The 19563-nt window shown below is 59.4% G+C and carries 13 protein-coding genes and 2 pseudogenes; 8 read left to right on the forward strand and 7 right to left on the reverse strand.

Annotated elements, in window-relative coordinates:
- Positions 1-304: 304 nt before the first annotated feature.
- Positions 305-712 carry a type II toxin-antitoxin system VapC family toxin gene (locus tag BN77_RS34885; protein ID WP_051177207.1) on the reverse strand — a complete coding sequence of 136 codons (408 nt, stop codon included), beginning with the start codon at positions 710-712 and terminating at the stop codon, positions 305-307.
- A gap of 102 nt (positions 713-814) precedes the next feature.
- Between BN77_RS34885 and BN77_RS20165 the strand changes: the two genes are divergently transcribed.
- The 4 genes from BN77_RS20165 (at position 815) to BN77_RS20180 (ending at position 8921) form a co-directional block, all read left to right on the forward strand.
- The gene (locus BN77_RS20165) at positions 815-1261 is read left to right on the forward strand and encodes a methyltransferase family protein (RefSeq protein ID WP_007535337.1); all 447 of its coding nucleotides are present in this window, start codon (positions 815-817) and stop codon (positions 1259-1261) included.
- A 355-nt stretch (positions 1262-1616) separates the two neighbouring features.
- Positions 1617-2213 (forward strand): glutathione S-transferase family protein, encoded by a 597-nt coding sequence (locus tag BN77_RS20170; RefSeq protein WP_007535339.1) that lies wholly within the window; start codon positions 1617-1619, stop codon positions 2211-2213.
- 184 nt (positions 2214-2397) lie between these two features.
- The gene (locus tag BN77_RS20175) at positions 2398-3234 is read left to right on the forward strand and encodes an alpha/beta fold hydrolase (protein WP_040678007.1); all 837 of its coding nucleotides are present in this window, start codon (positions 2398-2400) and stop codon (positions 3232-3234) included.
- 218 nt (positions 3235-3452) lie between these two features.
- On the forward strand, positions 3453-8921 hold the full coding sequence (locus BN77_RS20180; RefSeq protein ID WP_007535342.1) for an AAA family ATPase: 5469 nt from the start codon (positions 3453-3455) through the stop codon (positions 8919-8921).
- Positions 8922-8938: 17 nt separating this feature from the next.
- Here the strand turns inward: BN77_RS20180 and BN77_RS20185 are convergent, their stop codons facing one another.
- A complete protein-coding gene (locus BN77_RS20185) occupies positions 8939-9322 on the reverse strand; it encodes a PAS domain-containing protein (RefSeq protein ID WP_007535344.1) in 384 nt (127 codons plus the stop codon).
- Positions 9323-9564: 242 nt separating this feature from the next.
- Here BN77_RS20185 and BN77_RS20190 point away from each other — a divergent pair, with 242 nt between their 5' ends.
- On the forward strand, positions 9565-10443 hold the full coding sequence (locus BN77_RS20190; RefSeq protein ID WP_007535347.1) for an MBL fold metallo-hydrolase: 879 nt from the start codon (positions 9565-9567) through the stop codon (positions 10441-10443).
- Positions 10444-10447: 4 nt separating this feature from the next.
- Positions 10448-11431, forward strand: coding sequence for a dicarboxylate transporter/tellurite-resistance protein TehA (tehA, locus tag BN77_RS20195; RefSeq protein WP_040677468.1), 984 nt, complete (start codon positions 10448-10450; stop codon positions 11429-11431).
- 1 nt (position 11432) lies between these two features.
- Here tehA and BN77_RS20200 read toward each other — a convergent pair whose 3' ends face one another.
- Positions 11433-12926 carry a mechanosensitive ion channel family protein gene (locus BN77_RS20200; protein WP_007535349.1) on the reverse strand — a complete coding sequence of 498 codons (1494 nt, stop codon included), beginning with the start codon at positions 12924-12926 and terminating at the stop codon, positions 11433-11435.
- A gap of 123 nt (positions 12927-13049) precedes the next feature.
- The gene (locus tag BN77_RS20205) at positions 13050-13805 is read right to left on the reverse strand and encodes an SDR family NAD(P)-dependent oxidoreductase (protein WP_007535350.1); all 756 of its coding nucleotides are present in this window, start codon (positions 13803-13805) and stop codon (positions 13050-13052) included.
- A 756-nt stretch (positions 13806-14561) separates the two neighbouring features.
- Here BN77_RS20205 and BN77_RS20210 point away from each other — a divergent pair.
- Complete coding sequence (locus tag BN77_RS20210; protein WP_007535352.1) at positions 14562-15551, forward strand: alpha/beta fold hydrolase; 990 nt, start codon at positions 14562-14564, stop codon at positions 15549-15551.
- Between the two features lie 36 nt (positions 15552-15587).
- Positions 15588-15791: pseudogene (locus BN77_RS35915) on the forward strand (DUF1348 family protein); the annotation flags it as partial.
- A 77-nt stretch (positions 15792-15868) separates the two neighbouring features.
- Here the strand turns inward: BN77_RS35915 and BN77_RS35920 are convergent.
- The 3 genes and pseudogenes from BN77_RS35920 to BN77_RS20225 form a co-directional block, all read right to left on the reverse strand.
- Positions 15869-18772 carry an ATP-binding protein gene (locus tag BN77_RS35920; protein ID WP_007535353.1) on the reverse strand — a complete coding sequence of 968 codons (2904 nt, stop codon included), beginning with the start codon at positions 18770-18772 and terminating at the stop codon, positions 15869-15871.
- 97 nt (positions 18773-18869) lie between these two features.
- Positions 18870-19277, reverse strand: coding sequence for an Ohr family peroxiredoxin (locus tag BN77_RS20220; protein WP_007535354.1), 408 nt, complete (start codon positions 19275-19277; stop codon positions 18870-18872).
- 51 nt (positions 19278-19328) lie between these two features.
- Positions 19329-19563, reverse strand: a pseudogene (locus BN77_RS20225) (epoxide hydrolase); the annotation flags it as partial.

Here is a 19563-nt window from a genome sequence, read left to right on the forward strand (position 1 = left end):
CCGGAGCCGCCTCTGTTTGGCGTAGAACGCCGGGCAGCCGCCAACGGCGCGCTTTTCCTAGCTTCAAGGAATAGAGGCTCATTACCGGTCAATGCATCTTGATTGACCAGGGTCATACACTTCCTGAGGTGATGTCAACCTTCACCAATCGCGTGGTCGCCACTTAGGGACGCCAATTCTGGGAAGCCCGCGCGAACGATGGTTCAGATTCATTTTACAAGCGATTTTATGTGGTGGTCATGAGTTCGTATCTCATCAAGAGCAGTAAAGGTTCGCAAAACCTTTGAACATAAAACTCGGGCATCTAGTGAGGCTCATCAGCCGGAATATGTAGTGACACGCCCGCTTTTTCAGCCGCTGTTCGCAGTCGCTTATCTCTGGTCCACAAGGTTGCTTTCTGCTCAAGGCGAACGGATGCCAGCAGATGCGCATCAGTGTAGCCAATACCCATGCTGAAAATGCCGTATCGATCGATCATCGTCATGACTTCGTCGTGCGTGGCGACAACAGCTCCGCGCTGAGCTGCCAAAAAAGCAATGACACTGCCACGATCCCGAAGGCTGCCAAGAGACAACTCTCCGATCACGCTCGGATGGCAAAGCAGTCGATCGTCTTCGATTATCCTTCGTAGCTCGGCATCGCCATATCGGAAATGATCAATCCAGATCGAGGTCGCTTGTGGCGCAAAGCCGCCATTTAAGAATGGCGGCATCGGCCCATAGCGGCCGCAAATGGCTTTGAGGGGCAACATTCCTTATAGTCGCTCCCGGTGCCGGCAATAGAGCGCCGGTCACCTTGCGCGAGGTGAACGAATATGTTGAAACTTCCGCCACCGATATGGGCCCTTCTCTTCTTGATCCTCACTGCGGGCGCCAGCTACTTGGCCGGGTGGCCCGTCGTCCCTTGGGTACATAGCCTCTTCGTCGGGATCGGGCTTATCGCGGTGAGTTTCATTGCTCCAGTTTGGGCTTTGATACTGTTCAGACGTGAGGGCACCCAGATCAATCCCACCTCGGAAACCAACAACAAGCTGGTCACCGGCGGACCTTTTCAGTTCACCCGCAATCCCATGTATCTGGGCCTCGTCGTCCTCAGCCTCGGTGTGGCTGTGGCGACGGGCGCTATTCTTATGTTCGTCGCCCCCCTCTTGGTGTTTGCTACCGCCAATTGGGTTCACATCCCCTTCGAGGAAGCCAAGATGCGCCGCCAGTTCGGCCCGGCTTTCGACGACTACGCGCGTAACGTGAGAAGGTGGCTTTAGAGCCTCGCTTGTTTCGGCTACGCGACAAAGTAGGTACCATGGTTTGGCGTCCGGAATGGCTGCTTGCCGCCCATACAGTAGGTGGCTCAGGCGTCCAGCGGAACGTCGGCTTTGGACATTCCGCTCGACTTATCTTAATGGCCGGAATGGAGGCGCAAAGTTGACTTGGGGTTTCGGATCGGAATGTCCACTGCCGACTGCGAACATGAGCCACGCGCTGGCGTTTTTGTCGTCATCTAGTGCGCCGCCGATTGGCTAGCGACCAGCCGACGATTCAGAAAGACCTGAATGGACTGAGCCCGGATACTCGAATCTCAAACGGCGCCGACAACGCACGTGGGATTGGAGACCAGGAATGCTTCTGTATTGCCATCCATTGTCAGGCCACTCGCATCGTGTGCGGCTGTTCCTCTCGCTCATAAACCAGCGCGTAGAACTTGTTGAAGTCGACATACGACGCGGCGAGCAGAAGAAAAACGAATTCCTGAAGATGAACAGGCTGGGCCAGGTTCCCGTTCAGAGTGACGGCGATGTCGTGCTCGGGGATTCGAACGCGATCCTGATCTACCTCGCAAAGAAATATCGCCGGGCGGATTGGCTTCCCGACGCGCAAGTCCAGCGCTGGCTGTCCATCGCCGCGGGCGAACTCGCCTATGGAATGGCCGCCGCACGGCGAACGCGGCTGTTCAGCGCCAAGCCCGTCCCGGGAGACGTGACTTCCCGATCCTACGCTCTCCTGAAAGTTCTCGATAGCGAACTCGAAATTCGGGACTGGCTCACCGGGAAGCTGACGCTCGCGGACATCGCGCTCTATGCCTATGTCGCCCGTGCTTCGGAAGGTGGCATCGATCTCACGGACTATCCGTATGTGCAGGCGTGGCTCCGCAGGATCGAGTCCCTGCCGCACTTTGTGCCGTTCTTCAAAACACCACCTGGACTCTCCGCCGCGTGATCGCGCCCCGACGTCCATCCAAGAACCAGAGGATACACCGATGACATCGAAGACGGGTTTCGAACTCACAAGGCGGGACGCGATGATCGCTGGATCCGCTGCAGCGCTCGCCCTGGCGATTGCACCAACAGCGTCGGCCGCCAGTAAGCAGAAACATCAGCCAACAGAAACGGAGGATAAGCATATGGACAAAGTGAAGGTAAAGGACGGCACGGAAATCTTCTTCAAGGACTGGGGTCCGAAGGATGCCCAGGTCATCATGTTCCATCACGGCTGGCCCCTGAGCAGCGACGACTGGGACAACCAGATGCTCTTCTTCATCGCCCAGGGATATCGCGTGATCGCGCACGACCGCCGCGGCCACGGCCGCTCCTCACATAGCCGCACCGGACACGAGATGGACACCTACGCCGCGGACGTGGCGGAAGTCGTCGAGGCGCTCGACCTCAAGAACGCGATCCACGTCGGGCATTCGACCGGAGGCGGCGAGGTCGTGCACTACGTTGCGCGCGCGAAGCCCGGTCGGGTCTCGAAGGCCGTCATCGTTGCCGCCGTGCCCCCTGTGATGATCAAGTCCGAGAAGAACCCCGGCGGCCTCCCGATGGAGGTGTTCGACGGTCTCCGGAAGGCTCTCGCCGACAACCGCTCGCAGTTCTACATCGACGTGCCCACCGGGCCTTTCTACGGCTTCAACAGGCCGGGCGCGAAGGTCTCCCAAGGACTTATCGATAACTGGTGGCACCAGGGAATGATGGGAGCCGCCAATGCGCACTACGAATGCATCAAGGCTTGGTCGGAGACCGACTTCACCGAAGATCTGAAGAAGATCGAGATTCCGGTACTCGTGATGCATGGCACTGACGACCAGGTTGTGCCGTACGCCGATGCCGGACCGCTGTCGGCGAAGCTGCTGAAGAACGCCACCCTCAAGACATACGAGGGCTATCCGCACGGGATGCTTTCGACAAACCCCGATGTCCTTAATCCTGACATCCTGGCTTTCATCAAGGCTAAAGCATAATCCTGCTGGGCGGGAGCCGGATCGCTAGGCTCTCGCCCAAACCAGCGGCCGAAACTCACAGTAACTCACGGTATCTCACACTAATTTCCATGTCCGCCTGAGCTGCGCCGCGTAGTTTAAGTCAGCTTGAAAATAATGTCGGGCAGGCCGTGCCGCCTCCTCAAAATTCGATTAGGATCACGAGCCGCCTCCTCTCGAGGGCATAGCGGAGCTTCGTGATGGACCTGTCGCGCTACCAGATGCACTTGCTACGCCAGGACGCCGTCAGCGCGCTTTATCGGGCAACGTCGAGTGACGGCGGTGCTCCCCTCCTACTGGTAACGGCAGCTTCCCCCGACACTGTCAGCGAATGCCACCCGCGTTTTGAATACGTGCTGTCTTTGGCGGACCGCCTCGATCAAAAGTGGGCCGCAACGCCATTATCGCTGGAACGTCATGACGGGCGAGAGTTCCTGGTGCTTCAGGACAAGGGCGGGCTGCCGCTGACCGCCGAGCTAGGCCGTCCATTCGAGCTGGGCCGATTTCTTGCCGTAGCCACCAACGCGGCCGCAGCCGTGAGACAGGTTCACGAAAGAGGATTGATCCACCGGGATCTCCGCGCAGACCGCTTTCTTGCCGACGACTTGGGAAGGGTTTGGCTGCTCGGCTTCGGAAAGGCTGGTCCACAGACAAACGTCTGCGAACTGCCTGCCACCGCTCGTGGAATGGCAGATTCCCTCCCTTACGTGTCACCCGAGCAAACGGGCAGGATGAAGCGGCCCGTCGACAGCCGCAGTGACCTCTATTCCCTTGGCGTCGTCTTCTACCAGATGCTGACGGGTGAACTGCCGTTCATGGCAACTGATGCGACGGAATGGATCCACTCACATGTCGCGCGCCGACCCATCCCGCCGCGCGAGCGAAACGAGGCGGTCCCTCCTGTTCTTGAGTCGATCGTACTCAAACTTCTAAGCAAGAATTCCGACGAACGATATCAAACCGCTGCGGGACTAGTCAGCGATCTGAGGCGCTGTCTGGATAGCTGGAATTCGACCGGTGCTCTCGAAGACTTCGAAGTCGGCACCGCCGACGGGGCGGATCGGCTGAATGTACCGGATCGGCTTTATGGTCGTTCCACCGAAATGGAGACCATCGCATCCGCATTCGATTTTGTCAGATCGGAAGGCGGCAAGGCCGTGGCGCTCGTATCGGGTCCGACAGGGGTGGGAAAATCGTCTCTGATCCGCGAACTCCGCAAGCTGATTTCGTCAAGTGAATGCATGTTCGCGTCGGGGAAGTTCGATCAGTACACCCGCGACATACCGTATGCGACCATCGCGCAGGCGTTCCGCGGTCTGGTGCGCCAGATCCTCGCTTTAGGGGAAAGCGAGCTGGGCCGCTGGCGCACGACCTTGCTGGCCTCTCTAGGTCCAAACGCTCAGCTCATGATCAACCTCATCCCGGAGCTCGCCCTCGTCATTGGCGAGCAGCCGCCCGCACCGGAATTGCAGCCTCACGAGGCCAAAGCGCGCTTCAATCTAGTCTTTCAGCGATTCATCGAAGTATTCGCGCGCGCGGAACACCCCCTGGTGCTGTTCATCGATGACGTCCAGTGGCTGGATGTCGCGACCATCGAGCTCATCAAGACGATCACCCTCGACGACCACGTCCGTCATCTGTTCTTGATCTTCGCCTACCGCGACGATGAGGTTCAGGCCGGACACCCGGTGCTTGGTGCGCGGGAAGCGCTGAGAAATGGGATCCGCCATTTCGAAGAGGTGAAGCTCGGCCCGCTGGACGAGGCCGAGATCGCCCAGCTTCTTGCCGACATACTCAGAAGAGAGATCGGATCAGTTGCTTTTCTGGCACAGCTCGTGGGACAAAAAACCGGAGGAAATCCATTCTTTGTCCTGCACTTTCTTGAGGCTCTTGAGCTAGAGGGGCAGCTCGCATTCGACCAGAAGCGCGGCGAGTGGACTTGGGACGAGAGTCGGATCAGTGCGACCAGGATCACTGACAACGTCGCAGATCTGGTCGTTTCCAAGCTTGGGAGGCTTCCTTCACGGGCCCTCGAAATCGTGAAGTTGATGTCATGTCTCGGCAACGGCGCCTCGGCTGAGATCATCGCGGTGATCACGGGCAAGACGCAACAGCAGATCGCCGAAATCCTGCAGGAGGCTGTAGCTGGAGGGCTGCTTTTCCGCTCTGAAGACGACTTCGTCCTTGTTCACGACAGGGTTCAGGAAGAGGCCTACCGGATGATACCGCAGGCCGAGAGGCCCGAAATCCATTTCCGGATCGGTCAGGCGCTATTATCCAACCTTCCACCGGATGCATTGAAGACCCGCATTTTCCAGGTCGCAGACCAGCTTGCACGGGGACTTGGGCAAGTGTTGTCCGGGGACGAAAGCGTCCAGATAGCCGAAGCATTCCTCGATGCTGGCAGGCTCGCCAAGGCTAACGTGGCCTATCACGCAGCCTTGAAGTACCTTAGGACGGGCTTGAGCCTTCTCGGGGACGATGCCTGGGAACAATACGATCTGAGATTCGCCCTCGAACTGCAACAAGCCGAGTGCGAGTTCCTTACGGGCGAACACGCTGTCGCCGAAACACACCTCGGCGGACTAGCCGCGCATGCCCGCAACCGCGTCGATCGTGGGGCGGTGGTCGGGCTCCGCTCCTCGCTGAACCTTACGCTCGGCGATCAGGACAAGGCTGTCGAAGTGGCGTTGGAATACCTTCGGGATTTCGGGATCGAATGGACGGCCCATCCAGCGGACGACGAAGTGCGTGCTGGCGTCGAAGAGCTTTATCGGCAATTGGCAGGGCGGCCCGTAAATAAGCTTGTGGAACTGCCGAGAATGAGAGATCCGGATTGGCTCGCCGCGATGGAGGTCCTGGCCTACACCATCCTCCCAGCCATCGTTACGGACCGAAACCTCGAAGACCTCATCTATGCGAAGATGGTTTCCCTCAGCCTTAGCCATGGCAACTGCGATGCATCCTGCTACGCCTACGTCTCAGTCATCATTCCCTTGGGGCTGAGGTTCGGCGATTACGAAACTGGGAAGCATTTCGGAAAGCTGGGTCTGGACCTCGTTGACAGTCATGGGCTGGATCGCTTCAAGGCTCGGGTCTACTCCTGCTACGGCTGCTTTGTAGTCCCTTGGACCCAGCATCTCCCGGCCTCGGAGCATTACTCCCGCCAGGCGATGGCCGTTGCGATTGCCGGGGCGGATGTGGTGTTCAGTGTCGCTCCGGCGCAGGCCCTCGTTTCACACCTTCTTGTAGGCGGTGTACCCCTCGACATGGTGCAGAGGGATGCGCAGAGCTTCCTCGTTGGGGCGAGACGAACCGGTTTCTCGCTCGCGGCAGACGGTGCGGTCGCACAGCTGCTACTGATACGAGAGCTCGGCGGTTTTGACCGACCGGAAACAGGCGACGCTCTGCCGGAGATGAACTCGTTCGAATCTTATCTCCAAGAAGCGGGTGATCGGCTGAAGATTGTGTCTGAATGGCACTGGATCTATCGCATGCAGGCCCGGTTCCTGTCGGGGGACTATCCCGGAGTTTTAGAGGCCGCCCGCCGCACGGGGGGCGCCGTGCACGTTCGGTCTTTCATCGAGATAGCGGAGTTCCATTTCTACAAGGCGCTGGCCCACGCAACCTTAGCCACTGAGGCAAACAAAGCGGATCGGGTATCGCATCTCGAAGCCATCCGCAGCCATCGGGTCCAGATCGATGCTTGGGCGCGGAGCAGCCCAGAGAACTTCACCAACAGAAGCCTACTTCTCGCGGCCGAAGCGGCGCGCCTCGACGACAGGCAGGTGGAAGCTCTCCAACTCTACGAGGAGGCGGCTGGTTCCGCCCGCCATTATGGGTTCGTTCAGAACGAAGGGTTGGCAAACGAACTGGCCGCGCGGTTCTGCGCTCACCTCGGCCTGAGGGCTACCGCGGATAATTTCCTCAGGAGCGCTCGATCCTGCTACGTCCGCTGGGGTGCGCTCGCGAAGGTACGGCAGCTGGACGAACAGTGGCCCGGTCTGATTGAACAAACAGAGAAGGCCAACAGTGTCCTGGCAGATTCCCAGCCGCTGGATATGGCGGCAGTGTTCACGATGTCGCAGGCGGTCTCAGGAGAAATCCTGCTCGATCGCCTGATCGAACGTCTCATGATCACAGTCCTGGAGCACTCCGGCGCGGTCCGGGGGCTATTGCTGCTCCCCAGGGACGGTCAGATGCAGATCGTCGCCGAAGCCGTCACCGACGACGACCGGATTTCGGTGAGGCTCGAAAATTTCACGCGCAGCCTTCCGGAAACGGTGCTGGCGTATGTGACGAGGACGCAGGAAGTCGTGATCCTCGACGGGGTCCTGAACGACTCCTTTGCCAGCGATCCCTACTTCCAGGATGCTCCTTCGACTTCGATACTATGCGTCCCGATCGTCAAGCTGAAACAACTGGTCGGCGTCCTCTTCCTTGAGAACGGGCTTTCCACCAACCTCTTCACGCAGGAACAGGTGGCTGTCCTGGAGCTTCTGGCGTCGCAGGCCGCAATATCCCTGGAAAACGCCGGGCTGTACCAAGCTGCGAGAGACACACAGGAAAAGGCCCGGCGCGCGGCCGAGGAACTTCGACAGGCGTACGACATGATCCCAGCGCTTGCATGGACCAGCGACATCGATGGCACGCTTCTGAGCTTCAACAAGCGGTGGTACGACTTCACGGGACTGACGCGGGAGCAGTCGATGGGTGAAGGCTGGGCAAGGGCCATACATCCTGAAGACATTGGGAAGGTCCAGCGGAAGTGGGCGGAGGTGCTTCACCTAGGCGAGGCAGGCGAAATCGAGGCGCGCATGCGCCGCTCTGACGGCGCCGTCCGCACTTTTCTTATCCGGGCGACCCCCATGCGGGACGAGCACGGCGCCATCATCAAGTGGTATGGCACCAACATCGACATTGATGACCTTAAGAGAATGGAGGAGGCCCAAAGCCTGCTCGCGCGAGCGGGCAGGTTGACGGCGCTGGGGGAACTGACAGCCTCCATTGCCCACGAAGTCAATCAGCCCCTAATGGCCATCGTCATGAACGCTGCAACCTGTCTGAAGTGGCTTAGCGAGGATCAGATCGACGTCGGGGAGGCACGGGAGGCAGCGGAACGGATCATCCGCGACGGTCACAGAGCAGGGGATGTCATCGCCAGCATCCGTGCGCTTGCAAGAAAGGCACCGTTGTCCATGGAGATCCTCGAAGTCAATTCGATGATCGAGAGCGTGATCGTGTTGACGCGAGGGGAACTGCAGCGGCAGGGCATAGTGCTTTCGACGGACCTCGATCCCAGTGCCGGAGCGGTTGTCGGGGACCGTATTCAGCTGCAGCAGGTCGTCCTCAATCTGATTTTGAATGCTGCCGAAGCCATGGCATCGGTACCAGGCGGAAAGCGACAGCTTCATCTGCGAACGGAACGCCGGGACGATGGCAAGGTACTGATCGTGGTGGCCGACAGTGGGACGGGGGTCGATCCACAGAAGAGCGACCAGATATTCGACGCCTTCTTCACGACGAAGGAAGCGGGTCTGGGCATGGGCCTGTCGATATGCCGCTCGATTGTCGAAGCCCATGGCGGCACTCTCTGGGTGGCGCCGAACGAACCGACGGGCAGCGTGTTCTCGTTCACGCTGAAGGGAGGGGCCGTAGTCCAGACTTAACCTGACGGCGACGATCGCTACTGTACGGGTTCTATTGGGTCGACGGGGTAGATGATCCCGGCGAACTGAGTCATGTCGCGCTCGCCGCCCCTGAAACACCGACCGCGGGATGCGACGAGACGGTATACATTGAGTGCGCCTCTAACCCGGTACTGGACGCTGTAGGTACCGCACGATGCGATGGCGTTGTGCATCTGGAGCGCAACTTCCGGGAGGTCGTCCGGGTGTATGCGGGCCAGGTAGGCGGACATCTTTTGCCCGGTCATTGAGACCTCGAAAGGAAAGCCGAAGAGCAGGGCCACGGAGCTATCGCCAAAAACGAGATCCGTCCCTACGTTCCAGGTGAAAATGCCTGCCTCTTCCAGTTCCAAGGCGCCGATCGACTGGAGATCGAAAATCATTGACTGCTCCCGCTCACCATAGGTGCCTCAATCGGGTACTGCCGTGTCATATTATTTGCAACTATGAGGCGGTCCTTTTCGTGGGCTTCTAACCAGAACTCACAGAGATGAACAGGCTTGGGATCGGCTCTGCGGCGGCTCACAACAACTCACTACAACGCATTCGCAATAGCGGGTTCGACGCGACAAACTGCGGCTTGAAGCGGGACGGTTTCGCCCGCGTGCGAGCTAAGGATCTGACGATGAGTCCAGAACGCGAAATGCTTCCGCCCGGTGTCTTCTCCAACGGCTTCCACACGCTCCGGCACGGCCTGTTTGACATTACGGTCTTGAGCGACGGCTACATTATGCTGCCGGGCGAGATACTCATGCCTGATGCCAGAAGCGGGGAGCGGGTGGACACCCTTGGGCGGCTTGGCGGGGACTCGGACAGCGCTCCCTTGCAGACCAACGTTCCGCTCATCCGGAAAGGTAGAGATATCATCCTGGTTGACACCGGGGCCGGAGCCAACTTCCAGCCAACCGACGGGCGCCTTGTTGCCAATCTCCACTTTATCGGGGCGGATCCGGCATCCATAACCAAGGTCGTTTTCACCCACGCCCATCCCGATCATTCCGGCGGCACCACGCGACCGGACGGTTCGCTCCTTTTTCCCAACGCGCACTACTATGTCAGCGAGGCCGAATGGGCGTTCTGGATGAATCCGGAATACGAAACCGCGATGCCGAAGGCTTTGCATGAATTTGCCCGCGGCGCGCAGAGGGATCTATTCGCGGTCGACGGCAGACTCTCCCTCGTGAAGCCGGGAGACGAGATCGTCTCCGGCATGAGCGTCGTCAGCACACGCGGGCACACACCCGGCCACATTTCGCTGGAGCTTGCCGGGGACGGCAACTTGCTCATCGCAGGAGATGTCATCCCGAACAATATCATATCTTTCGAAAACCCCGCCTGGCACTTCGGCTTCGACACCGAGCCGGAAATAGCCCTCGCAAACCGCGCGGGGCTTCTGGACAAGGCCGCCAACGAGAAGCTTCGCGTACTCGGCTATCACTGGACCTACCCCGGTGTCGGTTACGTCGACCGATACGGAAGCGCCTACAAGTTTGTGGAGGGCTAGGGACATGCATGCTGGAGATCATCCGGGTTTCCCGAGAGTGCCCGCGGGTATGTACGGGATGGTGCTGGGCCTCGCCGGACTTGGCGGCGACTGGAGGTTGGCGCACGAGCTATGGGGGCTTCCTGACATGATCGGCGAGGCGGTCAACGTCATTGCCGTCTGCGTCTGGGCTATCATCAGCGTCTTCTTCGCCGCCAAGTGGATCTTTGCCCGAGACGAAGCCATGGAGGAGGCCGAGCATCCCGTCCATTGTTGCTTCATCGGCCTTGCGGGCGTCGCGACGATGCTTGTCGCGCGGGCTGTCCTTCCGTATTCGCACTCGATGGCGGTAGTTCTTCTAGCCCTCGGAATGGGGTTCTCAATCCTGTTTGCTACCTGGCGGACCGGCATCATGTGGCGCGGTGGACGCGACCATGAAGCCACCACGGCGATACTATACTTGCCTACAGTGGCTGGGTCGCTTGTATCCGCCCTCGTGCTCGGCTCATTCGGATACACGGCGCTTGCGCAGCTTCTGTTCGGTGCCGGAATGTTCACATGGGCTGCGACGGAGTCTGTGCTTCTCCAGCGGCTTCTCACTGCGCCCGAGATGGCGTTGCCACTCAGGCCCACGCTTGGGATACTCCTGGCACCTCCTGCCGTGGCTTGTGCCGCGTATCTCAGCCTGACGTCCGGCCCGCCGGATCTCTTCGCCAACGGGTTGCTGGGCTACTCTCTGCTTCAGGCCGCGCTTCTGATCCGGGTTTCGCCCTGGATCATGAAGCAGCCGTTCGCTCCGTCCTATTGGGCGGCAACTCTGGGTGCCACCGCGTTGGCTTCCGCCTCCATGAGGATGGTGTCCCGTGGCGGTGACAGTATCGGAACCCAGCTTGCGCCGTATCTGTTCATCTTCGCCAACGTGCTGGTAGGGGCGATTGCCGTCGGAACGATAGCGCTGCTCGCACAGGGAAAACTATTGCCCTCTTCACACGTTCCGGCGGCCGAGTAGCTCAATGCGGAAGCCTGAACAGGTGCCGTATCTTGGCCGCCAATGAAATCGGATGCGCCTCCACGCCCGCGCTGCCATCCGCCCTTAAATGCTCCTCGGTCTCGACGCGCTTCGCCAGGAGCTGGCTCAGTTCCTCCACGAGCGCCGGACGCTCGTGCATCACACTCGCGAGATGGTCCTTCGAAATCTCGTAGACGACGACGAAGGTGAGGGCGCGCATGGTGGCGGGCTCCGGCGCCCCCATCAGCACCCCACGTTCGCCGAACAGATCTCCAGGAGCCAGTCGGGTCAGCTCCTCGCGCCCTCCATTGTCGTCGTCCAGCTCGACCGACACCACTCCGCTGCGCACGATCATCAAAGACGTCATTGAGGCATTCTGCGGTGCGATCACCACCCCCTTCTTGAACGTGCAGCGCGTCATGCTATTTGCGACCGTCTCCATCTCGTCCTCGGTGAGGGCGGAGAACAGCGGGATCGATGTCAGGAGCCGCCAAGGCGTGCCGGGATGTTTGGAAGGGTCTGACGACGCTGCTTCGATTGGAACGTTCGCCGCCGTGGAGAGCTGGATGCCTGCCGCCTTGGCATGCCGATAAACCAGGTCGAAGATCTCGCTCTTGGCAGTTCCGGTTTGGCCGAGGCTGGCGACCTTGAAGGACAATTCGACTTCGACCGCGGAACCGTCGAGGCCTGTTACTGACACGGACGGCGGAGGGAACTTCAGGATCGAGTTCGCGCTAAGGAGCACGGTTCTCATCGTCTCCTCGATGGCTGCCGGCGTTCGTGTCGGAAGTGCCTTAATGACCACCTTGGATCCATGGATGGAGTCAGCACCAGTTAGATTGGTCAGTGTGGCCTTCGCGAGTGTGCTGTTGGGAACGATCACGAGGTCGTTGGTGTCGTTCAAGAGATGCGTCGAACGCCAGTTCGTCTCAACCACCTGACCGCGGACGCCTCCCTCGACCTCGATCCAGTCGCCGACGGTGTACGGACGCCCGAGGTTCAGTGCTATCCCCGAAAAAACGTCGTTCAGAGTGCTCTGTAGTGCGAGACCCAGCACGATCGCGAAAACCCCGGAGGTAGCGATCAGGGTTCGCACCGGAAGGTCGAACACAAAGGCTATTATGGAGAGAGCCGCACCGAGATAGATAAACGCGACCAGCAAGTCTTGGATTAGGCGTCCTTCTCGGGGCTTTCGCTCGAAGATGAGGTAGACGCGCACCGAGCTGGCCAGAACCATCGCGCCGCCAGCCCACCATGTCGCCTTGGCGATACCGATGAACGTCTTGTGGGTCAGATCTTCATCGGCGACGCCCGCAGTCCAGGGGGCCACGTCGTTGCCCACGAGCAAGATGGTGAGGATAACGAAGAATGCAATGTGAACGAGGAACCGCTCTGTCGGCCTACCGCGGACGAGGGTTCTCGCGAACACCAGGACGAGGACAAGCGCCGCGAACTGGGTGATCGGATCGAGCGCAAGCTGCAGGACTTTGTCCATGATTGTAATCTTCACGTGGCCTGTTGATGTCCGCGCTATTGACAGTGCAGGAGCGTCCCACGTCAAGAAGGCGCATGATGGCGGCTGGCGTGGCAGCCGAGGGAAGCGACCGCCACCGAAAAATCAGACCTGAGCCTTCCCTCCGTCGGCGAAGAGTTCGACGCCGTTGACGAAACTGGAGTCGTCCGACGCCAGGAAGAGCGCAGCCTTCGCGATCTCCTCCGGCTCACCGACGCGACCCAGCGGGATCGTGGACGCCAGAGCATCGAGGAAGCCCTGTTGTGCGTTCTTGTCATCGCCTGCGAGTTCCACGAGACCGGGGGTGCGAGTCGGTCCAGGCGACAGCACGTTTACGCGAACACCCGTCCCCTTGAGGTCGAGCGCCCAGGAGCGGGCAAGATTGCGAACAGCTGCCTTCGAGGCCGAGTAGACTGAAAATGCCTCAGTTCCTTCAATGCTCGTCGTGGACCCGATCAGGATCACCGAAGATCCCTTGCCGAGAAGAGGAAGCGCCTTCTGCACCGTGAAGATCACGGCCTTGACGTTCCGCGCCAAAGTGTCATCAACCTGCTCCTCGGTGATCTGGCCGAGCGGAAGCACGGTGCCGCCGCCTGCGTTGACGACGATGGCATCCAGGCGGCCGTGGTCGGTCTTCACCTGCGCGAACAGGTGGTCGAGGTCTTCCATTTTCGTGGAGTCAGCGTTGACCGCCGTTACCTTGCCGTCGATCTCGGCGACCGCCGCGTCGAGCAGCTCCTTGCGGCGCCCGGTGATGTAGACGTGGGCGCCTTCGGCAGCGAACAGCTTGGCAGTCGCCAAGCCGATGCCGCCGTTGGCTCCGGTGACAACGGCGATCTTGTTTTTTAGCCGGTTGGTCATTCTTTTCTCCATAGTTGGGACATGCGAAGGCATTCGGCCCGAGCATGCCCGGGCTGTTGAGGAGTTCGATAAGGGCGCAAGGAGCGATATAAGCGCTCTCGCCTCTTGACGGTCGTGCACTCGTGAAGATCACGAGCGCGTGAGTAGCTGGCTTTGACGGCCCGCCATTCGATGCCAAGCCAGATATAGCTCGTATCTACTCCGGGGGCTTTCGATTGCGTCGGATGTAGGTGTCTGGCGCGAAAGATGGATCCGAAATGTCAGAAAGCTTGAATGCGGGATCCTGTTTGCCTTCGGGCTGGAGGACAGGGGTGCGAGCGCGGCGGCAAAAGTTCCGTTGGGGACTTCTTGCCCAGCCCGCTGGCACTCTCGTCAATGTCCGGTGCAAGTCTGCGACGAACACCACTGACTTGACATTTGTTTCTTGGATCGCCGCGCCGATTATGAGGGAGCTGGTGTAAGAGCAGCCGACAATTATGACCGGGCCATTGATCGACTTCAATTGGGTCGAGACATAATCGGAGTCGTATTTGAGGCCAAGCAAGGGAATTGCGATGGCGACGACAGAGTCCTAAGGAGCCTGGCTGCCACTCCCTCCCAGATCGGCGACCTCTGGAGGTCGATACCTCACGCAAATTCACGACGCCTTGCGACAATTAACTCGTCCTGGAGCTTCGACAGGCGTAGCAATCCATGGCATCCGACGGCCGACCATGCCCAAGATCCATCAATTTCGCCGTCACTTTGGAGGTTGAAATGAACAGATTGATGTTGAGCAGGGCAACGCTTGTCTTGGTGTTCGCGCTTTCCGCGTCCACAGCCATTCCAACGATATCCCTTGCTGCCAAGAAGTCCGCAGTCGAGCACGGGCTCGTCGTGCCGCAGGTTACCTACCACACGGTTGATATTGACGGCACCAAGGTGTTTTACCGTGAGGCTGGACCAGCCGACGCTCCAGTCGTGCTCCTGCTGCACGGCTTCCCGACGTCGTCTCACATGTTCAGGAACCTGATTCCGATACTCGCCGACAAGTACCATGTGATCGCACCCGACTATCCCGGCTTCGGGCAGAGCGACGCGCCCGACCACACCAAATTTGACTATACTTTCCAGCACTATGCCGACATCGTCGATAGCCTGCTGGGCAAGCTGGATGTCAAGCAGTACGCGATGTACGTCATGGATTACGGCGCCCCTGTCGGCTATCGGCTCGCTTTGAAGCACCCCGATCGCGTGTCGGCGCTAATCGTCCAGAATGGCAACGCCTATGAGGAAGGGCTCAAGGAATTCTGGGACCCGATCAAGGCATACTGGAAGAACGATACGCCTGAGAACCGCCAGGCCCTGATGGTGCTGATCAAGCCTGAAACCACGAAGTTCCAGTACACAGATGGGATGAGCGACATCGCACACATCGACCCCGACAACTGGGGGCACGACCAGCCGCTTCTTGATCGTCCCGGAAACAATGACATTCAGTTGGACCTCTTCCACGACTACGGGACCAACGTCCCCCTGTATCCGAAATTCCAGGAGTTCTTTCGCGAAAAGAAGCCGCCGACCCTTATTGTCTGGGGCAAGAACGACAAGATCTTCCCGGCCGATGGCGCGTCGCCATACCTGCGGGATCTGCCCCACGCCGAGATGCACTTTCTCGACACTGGGCATTTCGCGCTCGAAGACAAGCTGCCAGAGATGGCGCCTCTGATCCACGATTTCCTCGATCGTAAGCTCAGCCGAAACTAGATCGAGGCCTGGCCAGCTCGCACCCCTCCCTGCGTGATGGCGCTCATCACGCTTCAGTCCGCGATCGAGAAGGTGCGGCTTGCAGAAGACGGCTGGAATATCCGCGAACCGTCAAAAGTTGCCCTGGCTTACAGCGTAGACGACCACTGGCGAAACCGCGCGGAGTTTGTTGTCGGCCGCCACAGGTTTGTCCCGGTAAGAGCGCCGGTCACTTTAACTTCGCTAACCGTTCGAAGAATCAAGGCGCTATGGGAGCAATCGTGTACCTTTGAGCGAGGTGTTTGCGAAAATTTTGCGGCTGCGTGCTGCCGGCTCGCTCATAACTGTCTGCTTCTTGGAACTCCGTTCGCTTGTGGGGGATGGATTCCGATCGGGACATCACCGTCATGCATCGACATGTCTTTGGCTAGTCGCAGATCGTTTGTATCGTGGCCCTCGTCGAACGCATCAAGGACTAGCCGAAGGATCGTTGCGGCTTCCTTTTTCTTTCCCAGGTCCGCTTCGAGTGCAGCGAGATCGCACGAGGCGCGCAGTTCCCAGCTGCGTGCGCTCATCTTTCGACTGGCGGCGATGGCACCTGCAATGCAATGGCGTGCCTCATCCGAAGCGGAAGTCGATCCCAAAAGGTGCCCCTTTATTCGCAGGAGTTCCGGGCCGTAGCAGAAGTCCCCTTTGGTTTCGACCGATTGGATGGCTTTCTCGACCCGCATCAATCCTTCGTCGACTTTGCGGAGCGCCGCTAACCCTTTTATCAGCGAGATTTCAAGCATGGTGGTGAAGACCTCATAGGTGGAGGCATGCAGCCGTTCAATGCACCGACGGAGGCCGTCGACGCCTGCGCTGGGGTCTCCCCGGCGGATAGCTATTTCCGCCTCGAAGCCTCTCGCTACTAACACGTATGGCGACAGGGAGTGCAGCCCGGCACGCGAAATCAGCCAATCAATGTGCTCTTGTGCACTCTCTAGGTCGCCGCGCCAGAGGAAAACGGCGATGCCACCGAGCAGCGCGATGCAAAGTGTCAACGAATGGTCCGCCTCAGCCGCTTCCTTGATCGCTTGCCGCGCCCGGGCGGCCGCTTGGTCAGGGAAGCCTTGAAGCCAGAGATTCCTGGCAAGTATTCCGCCAGAGAGCCCGCGTCCCTGGAAGCCGACATAGCTTCCCGGCGCGCGGATGGGGAGCGGATCGCTCGCTAACGCGGCCTCCAGTTCGAGCCTGGCGCGGCTAAGTTGGCCGCCGAAGTGCAATGAATTGCCCAGAAAGAAATGCCCAAGCGAAATCGCGGACGGCTCTTCGGTCGCCTCAGCGACGGAAGAGCAGCGATAGGCACACTGGAGCGCCGATTTGAAATCTCCCGTTCGGAGATGAAACATGTTCAATGGGCCGAGGACCTTCAGCTGATCGACCGCATTTCCTCGACCTTCGGCAATCTCCAGACTCCTCGTGAGCGCGGGCAGCGCGTCACGGCCGCCGTGGAGATACATGCGGGACATGCCAAGGCCAGCCTGAAGATGCATCTCCTCACGGCTTTCCTGATAATGGTCGCCCATTGAGGACAGAGCGCGCTCGGACCAGCGCTGGCATTCCGGAAAGAGCGACATCGCCTGAAAGACGGGAACTGCCGCAGCGGCCAGACTGATGCCTATGTCGGCGTTACCGTTGTCGCCGAACGCCCATTCCAAGGCCGCCCGGACGTTGTTGATGCCAAGGAAATAGGGCAGTCGCTCAGGTCCGTTCGAGAGTGTTGGCCAATCCGGGCCGAACTGCTCCAACCAACGCCGGTAGTACGACGCGTGACTCGCCGCCAGCCCGGCGCGATCGTCTGCGGTCTGCCCATGGAGCGCGTAGGCGCGCGTGGTATCCAGCAATCGATAGCGCATCATAGCGCCGAACGAGGTCGCGCTGAGCAGTGACTTCGCAACGAGACTATCGATGGCACTAAAGAGTGCAGGTCGGTCAAGGGAAGGTGTGGCGATAACCTCCCACGCGGCATCAAGCGTGAAATCGCCCACGAAGATTGCCAGTCTTCGTAGAACTGTGCGTTCAAGTTCCGACAGCAGCCCGAAGCTCCAGTCGAGGGTTGCCTGCAACGTTTTCTGACGAGGTGGCGCGTTGCGCGAGCCCACCCATGCCAGGGCAAGATGCTGATCGAGCAGGGCAGCCGTCTGGGAGAGGCCGTAGGTCTCGACCCGTCTGGCAGCCAGCTCCAGCGCAAGTGCCATACCATCGAGCTTACGGCAGATTGCTGCAATGATATGGGCGTCCTCCTTACTCGCTGCGAAGGCAGCTCCGCTCGCGGCAACCCGTTCGACGAACAATTGCGAGGCTGGATAGGAGAGGATGGTTTCGGCAGTGATCCCCGGCTCGTCCGGAGCGCAAGCCAAGGTTTCGAGTTTGTAGATGCTTTCACCTTCGATCCTAAGCGCTTCGCGGCTCGTGACGAGGATGCGCACCTGTGGCGCGGCATCGATTATGCTCGCCGCGAGGTCTGCCACGGTGTCCACTACGTGCTCGCAGGTATCGAACACTAGAAGGATGTGCTTGTCACGAAGATAGGCGAGCAAGCTGGGGCGTACGTCGTGGGAGCCGACTGGTATTCCGAGCATGGACGCCAGGGCCGGCGAAACGAGAGATGGATCACTTAACGTTCCAAAATCGGCAAGTACCGCGGCCCCATCGAACGACCCCGCCAAATGATTGGCCAACGCAATCGCGACGGTGGTTTTGCCGACGCCTCCACCTCCGACGATGGAAACGACCGGATACTTCGACACCCGACCCGAGAGATTAAGAATATCACCATCGCGCCCGACCATGCGTTCCAAACGATGGGGAAGATTGGCATGCCTGAATTTTATGGCGTCGTGACCGGGGACATGTGCAGGGGACGAGCTTTTGATCGGTGCAACGAAACAGTAGCCGCGGCCGGGAATCGTGGTGATGTAACGGGCCCCATCCTGCCCATCGCCGAGAGCTTTGCGCAAACCGGTCATATGGAAGCGCAGGTTGCCTTCTTCTACGACAACGTCCGGCCATATCCGGGACATCAGCTCGTGCTTGCTCAAAAGGGTATTTGGAGCGGATGCAAGTGCGATCAAAAGGTCCAGAGCGCGCGCACCAAGATCGACAGGAACTCCTTCCTTCGCAAGGAGGCGCTGACCCACGTTCAGACAAAAGGGGCCGAAGAACAGCTCACCTGCCGCATCGCCTGTCGCCCGCGTCATTTCATTCCCTCTAACCACCTCCACCGAGCCTCGTTATACTCTAACGCCTTCTTCGGGGCCATTGTGGCTCAACATTCGCTTCGCACGCCCCGAGCACTCAGACGAGATTGTAAAAGGCATGGATGTTCCCGCGGGTCGCCCGGCAATATGGACACTCAAGTCGAGCCGCTTCAATCAAACGCGATGCAATGTCGCGATCCAGTCCTGGGAGATAGATATCAAGGCGGACACCAACGACATATCCCTGATCGTCCGATGATAAATCCACATTGGCATATATCCTGACATCGGAATGGAGCTTGACTCGCTTGAGGTCGGCGACATGTTTCAGCGAACTTGCGAAACTCACTGACCAGGCAATCGCGACAAGCTGCTCCGGGTTCGTGCCGAGCCGATGGCCGGCGGGATTTGAAAGTCTAATGTCGAGAGCACCGTCCGAGCTGCGCGCGAAGCCGTTCTCTCGGCTGCCGATTGTCTCTGTCCTGGCAGTATGCACATGTTGCATGTTCGTACCCTGGTGGAGGAGGGAGGCGCGCATATGCGCGCGCCGGACAGGTCAGCTAGCTTTCCGCAGGCTTCGCAAGCCCGTCCGAACCTCGTCCGTGAAGAGCTTCGGCTGTTCCCAGGCTGCGAAATGCCCGCCTTTTGCCACCTTGTTGTAGTGGATGAGGTTAGGGTAGGCGGCCTCGGCCCAGGTTCGCGGTGTTGCGAATAATTCGTCCGGGAAGACGCTTAACGCGACCGGCACCTTGATGCCCTTGGGCGAAAAGAAGGCGATCTTGTTCTCCCAG

It is taken from the genome of Rhizobium mesoamericanum STM3625 (assembly GCF_000312665.1).
In the GTDB taxonomy this organism is placed as follows: domain Bacteria; phylum Pseudomonadota; class Alphaproteobacteria; order Rhizobiales; family Rhizobiaceae; genus Rhizobium; species Rhizobium mesoamericanum.